Annotated in this window: 15 protein-coding genes; 8 read left to right on the forward strand and 7 right to left on the reverse strand. The window is 65.2% G+C overall.

Annotated features, from left to right (window positions below):
- Positions 1–47: 47 nt before the first annotated feature.
- From ABTV68_RS09790 to ABTV68_RS09810, 5 genes are all read left to right on the forward strand, one after another.
- Positions 48–1,127, forward strand: a complete 1,080-nt coding sequence (locus ABTV68_RS09790) for a VIT1/CCC1 transporter family protein (RefSeq protein WP_433677444.1) — start codon at positions 48–50, stop codon at positions 1,125–1,127.
- Between the two features lie 121 nt (positions 1,128–1,248).
- Positions 1,249–1,458 carry a CsbD family protein gene (locus tag ABTV68_RS09795; RefSeq protein WP_433677445.1) on the forward strand — a complete coding sequence of 70 codons (210 nt, stop codon included), beginning with the start codon at positions 1,249–1,251 and terminating at the stop codon, positions 1,456–1,458.
- 111 nt (positions 1,459–1,569) lie between these two features.
- Positions 1,570–1,734, forward strand: a complete 165-nt coding sequence (locus ABTV68_RS09800) for a hypothetical protein (RefSeq protein ID WP_404921781.1) — start codon at positions 1,570–1,572, stop codon at positions 1,732–1,734.
- A gap of 75 nt (positions 1,735–1,809) precedes the next feature.
- Positions 1,810–2,646 carry a PhzF family phenazine biosynthesis protein gene (locus ABTV68_RS09805; RefSeq protein WP_433677446.1) on the forward strand — a complete coding sequence of 279 codons (837 nt, stop codon included), beginning with the start codon at positions 1,810–1,812 and terminating at the stop codon, positions 2,644–2,646.
- 33 nt (positions 2,647–2,679) lie between these two features.
- A complete protein-coding gene (locus tag ABTV68_RS09810; RefSeq protein ID WP_433677447.1) occupies positions 2,680–3,171 on the forward strand; it encodes an SRPBCC family protein in 492 nt (163 codons plus the stop codon).
- Here the strand turns inward: ABTV68_RS09810 and ABTV68_RS09815 are convergent, their stop codons facing one another.
- On the reverse strand, positions 3,172–4,443 hold the full coding sequence (locus ABTV68_RS09815) for an MFS transporter (RefSeq protein ID WP_433677448.1): 1,272 nt from the start codon (positions 4,441–4,443) through the stop codon (positions 3,172–3,174).
- 105 nt (positions 4,444–4,548) lie between these two features.
- Here ABTV68_RS09815 and ABTV68_RS09820 point away from each other — a divergent pair, with 105 nt between their 5' ends.
- Positions 4,549–5,646, forward strand: coding sequence for a DUF4241 domain-containing protein (locus ABTV68_RS09820; protein ID WP_433677449.1), 1,098 nt, complete (start codon positions 4,549–4,551; stop codon positions 5,644–5,646).
- 47 nt (positions 5,647–5,693) lie between these two features.
- Here the strand turns inward: ABTV68_RS09820 and ABTV68_RS09825 are convergent, their stop codons facing one another.
- The gene (locus ABTV68_RS09825) at positions 5,694–6,200 is read right to left on the reverse strand and encodes an HAD family acid phosphatase (RefSeq protein ID WP_433677450.1); all 507 of its coding nucleotides are present in this window, start codon (positions 6,198–6,200) and stop codon (positions 5,694–5,696) included.
- Positions 6,201–6,272: 72 nt separating this feature from the next.
- Between ABTV68_RS09825 and ABTV68_RS09830 the strand changes: the two genes are divergently transcribed.
- Positions 6,273–6,776: an N-acetyltransferase family protein gene (locus ABTV68_RS09830; protein ID WP_433677451.1), complete on the forward strand. Its 504-nt coding sequence runs from the start codon at positions 6,273–6,275 to the stop codon at positions 6,774–6,776.
- Here the strand turns inward: ABTV68_RS09830 and ABTV68_RS09835 are convergent.
- The 5 genes from ABTV68_RS09835 to ABTV68_RS09855 all read right to left on the reverse strand — a co-directional run bounded on the left by ABTV68_RS09835 (position 6,724) and on the right by ABTV68_RS09855 (position 12,564).
- Complete coding sequence (locus ABTV68_RS09835) at positions 6,724–7,986, reverse strand: hypothetical protein (RefSeq protein WP_433677452.1); 1,263 nt, start codon at positions 7,984–7,986, stop codon at positions 6,724–6,726. The two genes, ABTV68_RS09830 and ABTV68_RS09835, sit on opposite strands and share 53 nt — an antisense overlap.
- Before the next feature lie 159 nt (positions 7,987–8,145).
- Entirely contained in the window at positions 8,146–9,063 is a 918-nt protein-coding gene (locus tag ABTV68_RS09840) for a carbohydrate ABC transporter permease (protein WP_433677453.1), read from the reverse strand.
- Positions 9,060–9,992: a carbohydrate ABC transporter permease gene (locus ABTV68_RS09845; protein WP_433677588.1), complete on the reverse strand. Its 933-nt coding sequence runs from the start codon at positions 9,990–9,992 to the stop codon at positions 9,060–9,062. The genes ABTV68_RS09840 and ABTV68_RS09845 overlap by 4 nt, the downstream gene beginning before the upstream one ends.
- A gap of 74 nt (positions 9,993–10,066) precedes the next feature.
- Complete coding sequence (gene ngcE / locus ABTV68_RS09850; protein WP_433677454.1) at positions 10,067–11,488, reverse strand: N-acetylglucosamine/diacetylchitobiose ABC transporter substrate-binding protein; 1,422 nt, start codon at positions 11,486–11,488, stop codon at positions 10,067–10,069.
- Positions 11,489–11,727: 239 nt separating this feature from the next.
- Positions 11,728–12,564, reverse strand: a complete 837-nt coding sequence (locus ABTV68_RS09855; RefSeq protein WP_433677455.1) for an alpha/beta fold hydrolase — start codon at positions 12,562–12,564, stop codon at positions 11,728–11,730.
- A gap of 209 nt (positions 12,565–12,773) precedes the next feature.
- Here ABTV68_RS09855 and ABTV68_RS09860 point away from each other — a divergent pair, with 209 nt between their 5' ends.
- Entirely contained in the window at positions 12,774–13,175 is a 402-nt protein-coding gene (locus ABTV68_RS09860; RefSeq protein WP_433677456.1) for a DoxX family protein, read from the forward strand.
- The last annotated feature ends 142 nt before the right edge of the window (positions 13,176–13,317 follow it).

Below are 13,317 nucleotides of genomic sequence, written 5' to 3' on the forward strand. Positions count from 1 at the left end.
CGGGCGTGCCGAGACCTACGGTGGAAGCTGCCGTCCCGAGGAGAACGATGTCTGCGCCCGCCCCCGTTGCCCCCACCGATGCCGATCGTCGCCGCTGGGCGAAGTACCTCGCTGACGAGCGCGCCGAGGCTCACGTCTACCGCCGTCTCGCCGAGCGTAAGACGGGGGAGGAGCGTGAGATTCTGCTGGCGCTGGCCGAAGCGGAGGGGCGTCACGAGTCCCACTGGCTGGCGCTGCTCGGAGGCGAGCCCTCCCGGTTGCCCCGCGCCGGTGTGCGGACGCGGATGCTCGGTTGGATGGCGGGGAACTTCGGATCGATCTTCACCCTTGCGCTCGCGCAGCAGGCCGAGGCCCGCTCGCCCTATGCGGACGAGGAGTTCGCCACCGCGGCCATGGCGGCGGACGAGAAGGTCCATCACGAGGTGGTTCGTGGCCTCGCCGCTCGGGGCCGGCGCCGGCTCGCGGGCACGTTCCGGGCGGCCGTGTTCGGGGCGAATGACGGCCTGGTGAGCAACCTGGCGCTGATCATGGGCATCGGCGCCACGGGGGTCGCTCCGCAGTTCGTACTCTTCAGCGGTCTGGCGGGTCTGCTGGCCGGCGCGCTGTCGATGGGTGCGGGAGAGTTCGTCTCCGTGCGCTCGCAGCGTGAGCTGCTCGACGCCACGCAGCCGAGTGATCTCGGCGACGATGCCTTCCTGGATCTCGACCTGGACGCGAACGAGGTCGCGCTCATCTATCGCACGCGCGGCGTTCCGGAAGAGGAGGCGATGATCCGGGCTCGCAGCGTGCTGGAGGCGTCTCGTGCGGGCACCAAGCCCCAGCGCGAGGTGCAGGAGGATGACGAGGTGATCGGCTCCGCCTGGGGTGCGGCGATCTCCAGCTTCCTGTTCTTCGCGTCAGGTGCCATCATCCCCGTCTTGCCGTGGCTGTTCGGCGCGTCCGGTCTGCTCGCCGTGGTGCTCGCCCTGGTGCTGGTCGGCATCGCCCTGATGTCGACGGGCGCGATGGTGGGAATCCTGTCCGGTGGCGCTCCACTCCGTCGCGCCCTGCGTCAGCTGCTGATCGGGTTCGGCGCCGCCGCGGTGACCTATGTGCTCGGCCTGGTCTTCGGCGTCGCCGTGGCCTGAGCCCCCAAGACGGTGACCATGTCTGTCGCTCGCTGTCAACCCGGTTGCTCGCCGGATTGCACGCGGGTGAGCGTGGATTGTCGGCGCGTTCATGCGTCGGCGATCGACGAAAGGACACCCCATGGCTGTTGGAGACAAGGCACAGCACAAGGCTGAGGAGCTCGCCGGCAAGGTGAAGCACGCTGCCGGCAAGGTCACCGGGAACGATGACCTGGAAGCGCGCGGCTTCGCCGAGGAGGAGAACGCCAAGCTGAAGCAGGGCGTCGACAAGGCCCACGACGCTGCGGAGCACGCGAAGGACGAGATCGAGGATCGTCTCGACGACAAGTGACGCCGCGTGCATGGCACCCGCGAGGCATGGAAGTCAACCCCCTCCGGCGCGGATGCACATGACCGTAGCGTGAAGTCCCGGTCGCACCCGCGACCACGGAAGGAGTCCCTCATGAACATCCTGTTCATTGTGATCGTGGTGATCGCGATCGTGCTCGCCATCACGGGCGGACTGGTGCAGTCCCTGAACTTCCTGCTCTGGGTCGGACTGGTGCTGCTGGTACTGGCTGTGATCGCCTGGCTGATCCGGTCGATGACGGGGCGCAGGACGCCCTGATCGGTTCCCGGCGGGAGGGGCGTACGTGCGCAGGCCCCTCCCGCCGGTGGGTCACCGCTCCGATAGGTTGGGGAGGTGACACTGCGCCGCTACACCGAGGTGGACGTCTTCTCGCCCGTGGCGTATCGCGGCAACCCGGTGGCCGTCGTGCATGATGCCGACGACCTGACAACGGAGCAGATGCAGCGTTTCGCGAAGTGGACCAACCTCGCGGAGACGACTTTCCTGCTTCGACCCACGACCCCGGCAGCGGACTATCGCGTTCGCATCTTCTCCGCCTCGCAGGAGTTCCCGTTCGCCGGGCACCCCACGCTCGGTTCAGCTCTCGCGTGGTTGCACGCGGGTGGCGTTCCGCAGCGCTCAGGCGACGTCGTCCAGGAGTGCGGGGCGGGGCTCATCCCCGTGCGCGTCGAGGACGCCAAGCTCGCCTTCGCAGCACCGCCGCTGACGCGATTCGGTCCGGTCGACGAAGCGGAGCTGGGGGAGGTCGCCGAGATTCTCGGCATCGATCGTGCGGCGATCCAGGACGCCTCCTGGCTGGTGAACGGCCCGGAGTGGATGGGCGTGCGACTTGCGAGCGCCGCTGACGTTCTCGCGCTGCGACCGGATCCCGCCGCGCTCGGGGCGCGCTGCATCGGTGTGATCGGCGAGCATCCTCGCGGGAACGAGGTCCGATTCGAGGTGCGTGCGTTCGTCGGGAACGACCCGGTGTGGGAGGACCCGATCACCGGTAGCCTCAACGCCGGACTTGCACACTGGCTGCGGGAGTCGGCCATGGTCACCGACGGATATGTTGCCGCGCAAGGCACGGTGATCGGCCACAAGGGCCGCGTCCACGTGAGTTATGACAACGGTCGGATCTGGGTCGGCGGGAACGCGTTCGTCTGCGTCGACGGCCGCGTCGAGCTCTGATCGCCATCATCAGAGGGGAGAAGGAACATGCTGGTGAAGACCACGTACCGTACGGTGCTGGAGGAGGGCGTTGTCGAGGCAGCGCCGACGGAGATCTGGCGCGTGCTGACCGATCCTGTGGCCATGGTGGCCGTGGACGATCACCCGGTCGAGGTCGTGGAGCTCAGCGGAGCCCCCAGTGTGGCCGGGTCGCGCTGGGTGGAGGTGCACGAACCGTCGTGCGGCAACGACCGCGTGCGCGTGCGGGTCGCTCGATCAGACGAGAACACCCATCAGGTTCTTCAGCTGTGGCAACGCGGAATCCGTATGACGATTGATCGCCGCCTCGAGCAGGTCACGGCTGAGACGACGCGTGTCGTCGTGACCACGAGCTACCAGCCGGCGCTCGCCGGTCGGCCAGGACAGCAGATCCTGCCGTGGTTGTTGCTGGCGATCGGGGTCATGCCGAAGCTGGCTGCGGACTCCGACGACGCATGGTTCGATCGGCTGCGAGAGGCTGCACACCCGAGGTCGGTAACCGCCTGATCAGGCCTCAGCAGCGTCGTCGTGACGCGCCGCGCGCAGCGGTGAGAAGAGCACGATCGCCGCAGCCGCTGCGAAGACGACGGCGCCGATCCCCAGGGTCGCCGCGAATCCGAGCCAGGTCATGAGCCCGCCTGTGAGCAGCGCACCGACGAAGAAGACGACACGATTGACGGTTCGGATCGTGGCGTTCATGCGCCCCTGGATCTCATCCGGTGCCACAGCTTGGCGGTAGGAGATGTCGTTGGTGTCCTCGATGCCCATGGCGAGGCCGTAGACGAACTGGGCGGCCGCCACGACCGGCAGCGCGAGCGCCAGCGCGGTCGCAGGGGAGAGGGGCACCAGCGCCAACGCAAGCCACGGCAGGACGATGAGCGCCCGCCCGAACAGGATCGCCCGTCCGGCTCCGAGCATCGTGCCGATTCGTGGGGCGATCACAGCGCCGAGAAAGCCGCCAACGCCTCCGGCCGCGAGAGCGACGCCGAACGCCCAGTCGGGCAGGTCGAGGTGTCGCAGCGCGAAGACGCCGAAGGTGGTCGTGACAATGCTGTTTCCCAAGAACCAGACGTGCACTGAGAACGCCAGCGGCCTCAGCGTCGGATGCTGGTAGGTGAAGCGCATGCCCTCGGCGATGTCGCGACCGATGTGGCTGCCCGTGTCACGCGGCGCGGGGCGCGGCTCATCCACCCGGATCCGCGACTGCAGCACCGCGGCGACGGCGTTGACAACCGCATCGACCGCGAACAACCACGCCGGCCCGATCAGCCGGAGCAGGAGACCACCGAGCGCCGGACCCGCCGTCGCCGCGACCGTGTTGCTCTGTCCCAGCCGCGCGTTCGCCGCAACGAGGGATTTGCGCGGCACGATCCGCGGGAGCAGCGGCTGCGCGGCGGAGTCCGCGAACAGCGTCAGCACGCCGAGCGCGAGGGTCACGGCGGCCAGCGTCCAGAAGTTGAGGGTGTTCGTAAGGAGCAGCACCGGTACTGCAGCGAGAACGAGGGCTCGTCCGATGGTGGTGATGATGAGTGTGCGCTGCCTGCGCCACCGGTCCATGAGCGCGCCGATGATGAGTCCGAGGAACAGGTACGGCACCACGCTCAGTGCCGCCAGGACGCTGATCTCCGTTGCGTTGGCGTCGAGAACTGTCACGATCAGCACTTGGAATGCCACGCCCGCAACCGCTCCACCGAACGCACGGATAGTGGTGGCGCTCCAGAAGTAGGCGAAAGCAGGTTCTTGGAGGATCTCGGTCCCGTGCTTCGCCACGTCGCGCATGCTCCGAGCGTATCGGCTCGCTCACGCCGGCCGTCACCGAGTGGGTGGGCGCCGGCGTGTGTGTATGGACCTCGCCCCTTTCCGTGTCCTCGGTAGGCTGCCACCATGTGGACACCGTGGTCGAAGTCGCGTCGGGTGAAGAGTCCGGAAGCGCGAGTGCTGGCATTCCTCACCGACTATCAGGATCAGCACAAGACAGCCGCGGGACTGTACGCGCAAGCTCAGCGGCGTGTTGAGTTGCTGGACGAGTTCTTTCGTCAGTGGCGGAGTCTTCTTGAGCCGGTGAGGCAGCGACATTTCGCCGCAGCATCTCCCGTGCGATTGGGGGAGAGCTTCAGTTCTTCTGCCGCGTATGGGTCGCGTCGGGAGGACTACATTCGCACGGACATCGTCGGCGCTGCTGCATATGTGCTCTTCGACAACGCGGGAGGACCGCACCGGGGACTACACGAGTACGTGGTTGAGAATCTCGAGGGCGAGTTCAAGATCGTCGACATCCTCACTCACTACAGCGACCCGGCTTTGCCCTCCGTGGACGCGGCAACCATCGCCGAACTTCAGCGCGATTGCGCCTCCGATGCCGCGTTCATCGCCGTACCGGAGTACGAAGCTTCCCTGGATGAGAACCGAAATTTCACCGATCGAGAGGTGCGCGATCCAGACGACGGGGAGATTTCTCAGGCATCGGTGACTCGTGTGGGCGAGCTGTCCACTGCGACCGGCATTCTCACCATCACGGACTTCGGCTGGGACAACCACTACGCTCGTCCCCTTGCCCACACCGTCGTGCCGGGAACGTACCCCGTGGACCGGGTCACTGCGTTCGGTCGCAACGCGGCCGTTCGCGTCGTGTTCGGCGAGAGGCGTCCGGTCTCCTGGAAGCTCGCGAACTGCGCCGGAGGAGAGAACGACACCGTCGGCGTCGACCACGGTTCCCTCTGCATCGCCGACTTTACGGCGTACCTGTCGATGACTCCACGAGACAAGAACGTGGTGTTCGCGCGGTTCGCGGACGCCCCGAAACCGGCCGCGGGTTCCTTCGGCCTCGGGGCCGGGAACGTGGGCTTCGCTTGCGAAACCGGCTGGGGCGACGGCCGGTACCCCGTGTACTGGGGTCTCGACGAAGACGACCGGATCGTTCAGCTTGTCGTCGACTTCTTCGTACTGGTGAGGAAGGTCGACGGCGAAGATCGCCACATCTGATCACAGAAGGGACAGGGCAGGCTCATTGGTAACACGGCGGTGTGGGGTCATGTCCGATCTGCGGAGGCCGCGGACCATGTCATCTGCGGTCTGTCCTGATCCTGCCAGCCCGGAACGACAGTCACCGGGATACCTTCTGCTTGCCACAGTTCGACGACGCTGGGGTTGTCGTCAATCGCTGCGACGATCTGGAAGCCACGACGGCGAATCGTCTGAAGGATGTCGGCCTTCACCTCAACGTCCGCGCGGTCGTCGTCGTCCGCGCGCATCAGAAGGTGCTCATACGAGACTTCCCATTTCCGCAGCCACACACGCGTCAGGTACTCCCAACGCTGGCGGCGTGCCGTCACGACGAAGACGGTGTGCCCCTCGGCTCGGCGAGCGCCAACCCAGGCGAGCGTGTCCGGCACCGGCGGGCACAGCGCGCTGGCGCGGTGGAAGGCATCGAAGTTGCGATAGCCGTGCTCACCCGAGACGTAGTGACGTACGCCCGCGACGTCGCAGAGAGTTCCGTCGACGTCGACGATCACCCCCGTGCTCGTCACCTCATCCATCTCGGATCCCCCCATCTACGCAAGGAACCGATCCTACGCCCCGCGTGCCGGGCGCCGTGGTCAAATGGACCGATGATCGGCAGACTTCGCGAGGCAACCGGCGCCGACGCCAGCGCGATCACAGCGGTGCACGTCGCTTCGCGTTCGTTCTCATACGGAAGCGCGCTGGACCCGGAGGACGCGCGGCGCGATCGCCTGCCGATGTGGTCTCGCTTCCTCGTGGACGCGGATCGCACGACGCTGGTGATCGAGTCTCCGTCGTCGTCGCTGCTCGGCTTCATTCACTTCCGCGAACCTGCGGATCAGTCGGGGCCGGTTCAGGTTGTGGGGCTCTATGTCGTGCCTCCGGCCATCGGGACCGGGATCGGCGCCCGCCTGTACGAAGCGTTCGAAGCCCGTCGCAACCGTCGTGCCGCCGAGCTCGAGGTGTGGGATGGAAACGAACGTGCGAAGTCTTTCTACCGTCGTCGCGGGTGGGATCCGACCTTGCGGATACGCGAGGGCGTCGCGGGGCAGCCGTTTGTCACCTGGGTTCTCCAGCCCGCAACAGGCCAGCACGGAGCGCGAGCAGGGTGACAGTTGCGAAGAGAAACCGAACGCCGAGAAGACAGATCCAGATGCCGACGGCGGTCGGCAGCGTGAATCGACAGATCACAAGAACGACAGGCGCGACGATCACGTAAGAGACGATCAGGCCTGCAAGTCCTGACCGTGAGCCGAACGCCACCCGCAGGAACGAGAACAGCGAGCCCGCACAGGGCTCAACGAGAAGCTGAACCGTAACGAGAAGTGTGAGCACCGCATCGGACAGCGGACTGTGGCCCAGCGACGCCGACACCGCGAGGAGACCAGCCAGTGGCACCACGATCACCGCGGTCGCAGAGATCGACGCGCCGGCTAATGCGCGACGCGCGCCGGGCTCGCGGAGACTCAGGCGTCCCGCCGTCACTCCGATCATCTTCAACGGAATGATGACCGTGCGGCAGAACGCTACCGCACCCGCGACCTGCGCTCCCACCTCCACCGAGATGCTCGCGGCGATGAGCTGCGCCACAATGAAGAGCAGCATGAACACGGCACCATCGAGCGAGTTGACCGCCCGATCCCAGATCGCTCGGCCGTCGAATGCGGGTGGCGGGAAAACACGCGTGTGGATGTTCGATCGCACAAGTCGGCGTCTGCGTTCGGCGAGCATCGTTCCGGCCATGACGGACCCCACCACGGCCTGCAGCCCGATCGCGGTCAGATCGTCATCGACGAACAACACCACGACGACACCGACGGCGAGGGCGACGGCGCTTCTGCTCAGCGTGATGCTGAAGTTCTCCTTCTCGCGGTCGAGATGCTGGAACACCGACGAGAGCACACTGATGTGCGGGCTGATGAGGTAGCTCGGGATCTGCAAGAGGAAAGCGATCAGGATGCCCGCTCGCGCCAGGGATCCCTGCGGGAGCACCAGCCAGAGCGCCACGGTCGTGATCAGGCTCACCGACAGCGTGACAGCGGAGATCGCAGACGCGATACGAAGATTCCAGGACAGAGCCCGCGCGATCTTGTCGGCATCGTCCCCCGCGTGCGCAAGATCGCGAAGGGTGGCGATGGCAACGCCGACAGTGATCAGCGCGCCGAGACCGGCGATCGTTGCGGACATTCCGGTGACGGTGACGAAGTTGTCCCGACCCAGACTGAGCGCGAGTGAGACGATGACAAATCCTGAGGCGAGAGGAATGAGTTGTGCGAGCATCATGGGCATCGCGTGCCGCATGACCACCCACGTCCGCTTCATATCCCCGTTCCGATCGGGAGTCCCCGACGACCTCGTCCCCGACCGCTCCGGCCCGAGCCTAGCCGGATTTCGCCGCGCAGAAGCCTGACGTCGGTGACTGTGGATTCTCATCGCGCACGAAGGCGGCGGACGCACTGCGCCCGCCGCCTTCGTGCGTAGTCATCGCGACGTGCCCTGGGACACGGATCCCTGCAGCTGACGCTGGAAGAGGATGTACACGACGAGCACTGGGACGATGGTGATGACGACGGCAGCGAACATGGCGCCGAAATCCACCTGATATCCGGCCGCGGATGCGAAGGTCGCCATGCCCTGAGAGAGTACGTAGTTGTCCTGATTCGTGTTGAGCGAGATTGGGAGGAGGAACTGGTTCCAGAGTCCGAGGAAGTTCATGATCGCAATCGCCGCCATACCGGGCTTGGCCATCGGGAGCATCACCTGGAAGAATGTGCGCCATTCACTGGCGCCATCGACGTAGGCGGCTTCCTGGATCTCGTATGGCAGTGATTTGAAGAACGAGAACAGGAAGAACACGGTGAACGGGAGAGCGAACGCCACGTACGTGATGATCAGTCCGGGGAGGGTGTTGAGCAGACCCATGCCCTGCAGGATGAAGAACAGCGGCACGATCGCGAGGAACACCGGGAAGGTGAGACCGGCGAGCATCAGGTAGTACACGACGCGACTTCCCGGCAGGGAGAAGCGCGCGAGCACATACGCGCACATGGCACCCAGGACCATGACGAGCGCCAGGGAGACCCCGACCACGATGATCGTGTTGAGGAACATGCCGCCGAAGTTGTTCTTTACCCACGCGTTCACGTAGTTGTCGAAGTTCCAGCTGGCCGGCAGGCCGAACGGTGACGAGAAGATCTCCGGCGTGGTCTTGAAGGACCCGATGACGGTCCAGATCATCGGGAGGATGACGACCAGCGACCACAGGCCGAGCACCACGTGCGAAGAGATGCCGACCGCACGATCGCCGCGAGTGGTCCCGATCCGTCTGCGTCGCGGAGCCGGGACGGGAGCGGTCGCCGGTGGCGTTTCCTGCTGAACGGTCGTGTCGATCGCGGTCATGCTTTGTCTCCATCATCCTTGCCGCCCAACAGTCGGAACACCCCGATCACGAGCGCGGCGAACACGAGAGTGATGGCCGCGAGAACCACGCCCATGGCACTTGCCAAGCCGAACTGACCCTTCTCAAAGGCGGTACGGAACAGATACTGGCTCATCACGAGCGTGCTGTTGCCCGGCCCGCCGGTGGCATTGAGGCCCGCCATGTAGACGAAGGCGTCCAACGCCAGGATGCCGAGGTAGATGTATGCGGTCTGGACGTTGTCGCGCATCTGCGGCAGCAGGATCGAGACCACGGTGCGGAAGCGACCGGCTCCATCCAGTCGCGCGGCTTCGAGTGTCTCCGCGGGGATGCCTTTGATGGCAGCCACGAAGAGGACCATGTAGAAGCCCACCATGCTCCAGACGATCACGAAGATCGTCGCGCCCATGGCGGTGCGTTCATCACCCAGCCAGGAGAATTCGTTGGTGTCGAGCCCGACCAGGGCGAGCAGTCCGTTCAACAGACCGTTGGGCTGGTAGATCATGTTCCAGAGGATCGCGATGACGATCGCCGGGATGACGTAGGGGAAGAACGAGATCACGCGGTAGAAGCTGGAGCCCTTGAGCCCGCGGACCTGACCGTGGCTCGCGCCGCCCACCGTGATCATGCTGGCGAACACCAGCGCGATGGCGATGGTGATCAGCGGCACCACCACCGCGAGCACGATGTTGTTGCCCATCGCCTGGAGGAACGACGAGTCCTGAAAGAGACGGACGAAGTTGTCGAGCGCGACGAAGTCCATCGCGGGGGAGAAGCCGGTCCAGTTGGTCATCGAGTAGTAGACGGCCTGGAGGAACGGCGAGATGACGAAGATCAGGAAGATCGCGAGCGGCAGCCCGAGGAAGACGAGCAGGAAGGACACGTAGTCGAGCGTGAGCTTGCGGGGCATTCCCGCCCGGGGCGCGCGACGACGCCTCGGGCGGGGTGCCTCGATCTCTCGACCACGCGTCGTGGTCGAGACGGTCACTTGATCTCGATCTTCTCGACGGAGCTGTCGTTGCGGACTTTGTCGACGAGGGCTTGGAGTTGCTTGGTGATCTCTTCGACGGTCATCTTGCCGTCCAGGAACGAGTTCCAGATCGGGAGCTGATCACTGTTCATGCCGTACAGGTTGGTGGACTTGATGGTGAACATGCCCGAGCCTGCCGCGTCGATCATCTCGACCTGCGAGACCAGGGCGGTGGATCCGAACCCGTCGTCCGGGACGGTGCCCTTCACGACCGTGGGAGCGAGCTTCTCCTTCGAGAACGCCGACGCCGCCTCCTTCGACAGCATCGTGCGCAGCAGCTCCTTCCCACCGGCGGGGTTCTTGCTGTTGCTGGGGACCACGAACGGCTCACCGGCCTCGGCGCGCATGTACCCGGCGGGGGTGGTGGCCTTGTCGTCCCAGGGCAGCTCACGCACACCCTTCATCTGGAAGTTCTCGGCCGTGGTCTTCTTCATCTCGTTCTCGATCCACGACCCCGACGGGTACAGCAGCGCCTCCTGGTCGAGGCTCCACTGCGACTGCGCCTGGGTGAACTGCGTTCCACCACCACCTGGCTTGACGTAGCCCGCCTGAATCAGCGCGTGCAGCTCGGTGAGGATCGCCTGCAGCGTGGGGTGGGACCAGCAGTTCTCGGCGAGGTTCTCAAGCGGCAACCGCACGTCGTCACCGGACTGGATGACGGCGGAGTCGATGACGAAGGTCTGGTAGTAGGTCGCGGCCTCCTTGCCCCACAGGAAGAGATACTTGCCCTTCTCCTTCGCGGCAGCACCCAGAGTCTTCAGGTCCTGCCACGTCTTCGGCGGCTCCCAGCCGTTCTCCTCGAACAACGACCCCGAATACCACAACCCATACGTCGTGAACACATAGTTCAACGCCGCGAACTTGTCACCGAACGTGCCCGGAGCCTTCACACCGTCGAACAGCGTGTCGGCGATCTTCTCGCCCTCCAGGTTGTTCGCCTCGAGGACCTCGCTGAGATCCTCCAACTGGTCAAGGATCGTGTTCCAGCCGATCGAGTTCGCACCAGAGTTGTCGATCAGATCCGGCGGGTTCCCACCCACGAACCGCGGCTGCAGCTCCTGAGCGATCTTCGTGGAGGCCGAGACCTTGACCTTGACGCCGGAGAGGCCCTTGTTGCCCTCCATGATCTTCGCCGCGTTCTCGACGTAGTCGACGCCATAGCCACCATCGAAGATGACCGCGTCAACCGTCGAATCCGCAGCAACGCCAAACGGATTATCCGCAGTAATCTCACCCGCCGGAGCGGACGAGCCACCCGTCCCACCGCTTGGCGCCGCACACGACGCCAGAGACAACCCGAATGGCACCAGGACCGCTGTGGCGGCCGCACCACGCAACACCGTACGACGACTGAGGAAAACTTCTGTCTGGTTCATTGCACGACTTCTTCCGATGCGGGGGCGAGGCCGCCGGCGCTTCCGATTCGTGGATCCGAACCCGCCCGCGGCTTCCCGCCCCGATCAATGTGAGAACGAGGAAATGCTCACACGCGCGTGTTTCGTCGGAGTTTCGTTTGGATTCCAAACAAACTCCGCCTGTCGGCGTTCTTGTTCGCGCAAACACCACGGGCGGTGTCCGACCTGGTCGAACACCGCCCGGAGCCTGCTCCTCGGGCTTATTGCTGGATGAAGGCGAGGATGTCGGGGTTGATGACGTCCGCGTTGATGGTGAGCATGCCGTGCGAGTAGCCCTCGTAGATCTTGAGGGTGGCGTTGCTGAGCAGCTCAGCCTGCTTGAGCGCGGCGTCCTGGTAGGGGACGACCTGGTCGTCGTCGCCCTGGAGGACGAGGACGGGGACGGTGATGGCCTTCAGGTCTTCGGTCTGGTCGGTCTCGGAGAACGCCTTGATGCCCTCGTAGTGGGCCTGTGCGCTGCCGGTCATGCCCTGACGCCACCAGTTCGCGATCACCGGCTCGGAGACCTTGGCACCGGGACGGTTGAAGCCGTAGAACGGGCCGGACGCGACGGCCTGGAAGAACTCGGCACGGTTCGCGGCGAGAGCCTCACGGAATCCGTCGAACACCGCGATCGGGGTGCCTTCCGGGTTCGCGTCGGTCTGCACCATCAGCGGCGGGACGGCGGAGACGAGGACGGCCTTCGCCACGCGTCCCTGCGGCTGACCGTACTTCGCGACGTAGCGGGCGACCTGACCGCCGCCGGTGGAGTGGCCGATGTGGATCGCGTTGTGCAGGTCGAGGTGCTCGACCACCGTGTTCACGTCGCTGGCGTAGTGGTCCATGTCATGGCCCTCACCCGTCTGCGAGGAGCGGCCGTGGCCGCGACGGTCGCTGGCGATCACACGGAACCCCTTGCTCAGGAAGTACAGCATCTGGGTGTCCCAGTCGTCCGAGGACAGCGGCCAGCCGTGGTGGAAGAAGATGGGCTGGGCGTCCTTCGGGCCCCAGTCCTTGAAGTAGATGTCGGTGCCGTCTTCGGTGGTCACAAAAGGCATGAGAACTCCCGTTCCTGCGGAGCCGGCTGGTGTGTCGACTCTCGTGGTATCCCGCAGCGTATGTCGGAATACCCGTCCCAACCGCGGCTCCCCGTGGAGGATTCCCGGAATGGATCCCGCGCGTGTCGAACGCGTCCATCTGCGTGCATTCTGCGATCGGGAGGTGTCGCCCCCTGACATTCCTGATGGGAGACGTCTACGGTTGGGGCATGCACACGACCTCAGCGATGCGACTCAGGTCGGCAGCGCGCATTCTCCTCGGCACCACGCTCGCCGTGGCGGGCGTGAGTCACCTCACCTTCGCCCGATCCGACTTTCGAGCTCAGGTTCCGGACTGGGTGCCCCTCAGCAAGGACACCACCGTGGTGGCCTCCGGCGTCGTTGAGATCGCGCTCGGTGCTGCGTTGGTGAGCGGCTGGAAGCGTCGCGCCGTAGGAGCGATTGTGGCCGCGTTCTTCGTCGCGGTGTTCCCGGGGAACGTCTCGCAATGGAAGAACAAGCGCGACGCCTTCGGCCTCGACACAGATCGCAAGCGGCTGCTTCGCTTGCCGTTCCAGATCCCGCTGATCGGTCTGGCGCTCTGGTCTACCTCGTCGCGCCGTCGAAGGTGACTCGCGCTGACGCACGGCGAGAGACGAAACGAATCGCCACACCGTGGTCCGCTGTGAGTTCTACGCTGAGCTGAAAAGCCGACTCGGACAGCGAGCAACGAGCGGGGGCCGCCGGTGGTCGGTCGGCCCCGCCATGCATCGG

Origin of the sequence: Microbacterium gorillae (assembly GCF_050990725.1) — a bacterium.
GTDB classification, from domain to species: Bacteria; Actinomycetota; Actinomycetes; order Actinomycetales; family Microbacteriaceae; genus Microbacterium; species Microbacterium gorillae_A.

What these genes read in the sequence shown, in the direction of transcription:
- ABTV68_RS09830 (WP_433677451.1), top strand. Translation starts at nt 6,273, where the DNA reads ATGATCGGCAGACTTCGCGAGGCAACCGGCGCCGACGCCAGCGCGATC.
- ABTV68_RS09800 (WP_404921781.1), top strand. Translation starts at nt 1,570, where the DNA reads ATGAACATCCTGTTCATTGTGATCGTGGTGATCGCGATCGTGCTCGCC.
- ABTV68_RS09795 (WP_433677445.1), top strand. Translation starts at nt 1,249, where the DNA reads ATGGCTGTTGGAGACAAGGCACAGCACAAGGCTGAGGAGCTCGCCGGC.
- ABTV68_RS09820 (WP_433677449.1), top strand. Translation starts at nt 4,549, where the DNA reads ATGTGGACACCGTGGTCGAAGTCGCGTCGGGTGAAGAGTCCGGAAGCG.
- ABTV68_RS09815 (WP_433677448.1), bottom strand. Translation starts at nt 4,443, where the DNA reads ATGCGCGACGTGGCGAAGCACGGGACCGAGATCCTCCAAGAACCTGCT.
- ABTV68_RS09845 (WP_433677588.1), bottom strand. Translation starts at nt 9,992, where the DNA reads ATGCCCCGCAAGCTCACGCTCGACTACGTGTCCTTCCTGCTCGTCTTC.
- ABTV68_RS09825 (WP_433677450.1), bottom strand. Translation starts at nt 6,200, where the DNA reads ATGGATGAGGTGACGAGCACGGGGGTGATCGTCGACGTCGACGGAACT.
- ABTV68_RS09790 (WP_433677444.1), top strand. Translation starts at nt 48, where the DNA reads ATGTCTGCGCCCGCCCCCGTTGCCCCCACCGATGCCGATCGTCGCCGC.
- ABTV68_RS09855 (WP_433677455.1), bottom strand. Translation starts at nt 12,564, where the DNA reads ATGCCTTTTGTGACCACCGAAGACGGCACCGACATCTACTTCAAGGAC.
- ABTV68_RS09835 (WP_433677452.1), bottom strand. Translation starts at nt 7,986, where the DNA reads ATGAAGCGGACGTGGGTGGTCATGCGGCACGCGATGCCCATGATGCTC.
- ABTV68_RS09860 (WP_433677456.1), top strand. Translation starts at nt 12,774, where the DNA reads ATGCACACGACCTCAGCGATGCGACTCAGGTCGGCAGCGCGCATTCTC.
- ABTV68_RS09840 (WP_433677453.1), bottom strand. Translation starts at nt 9,063, where the DNA reads ATGACCGCGATCGACACGACCGTTCAGCAGGAAACGCCACCGGCGACC.
- ngcE (WP_433677454.1), bottom strand. Translation starts at nt 11,488, where the DNA reads ATGAACCAGACAGAAGTTTTCCTCAGTCGTCGTACGGTGTTGCGTGGT.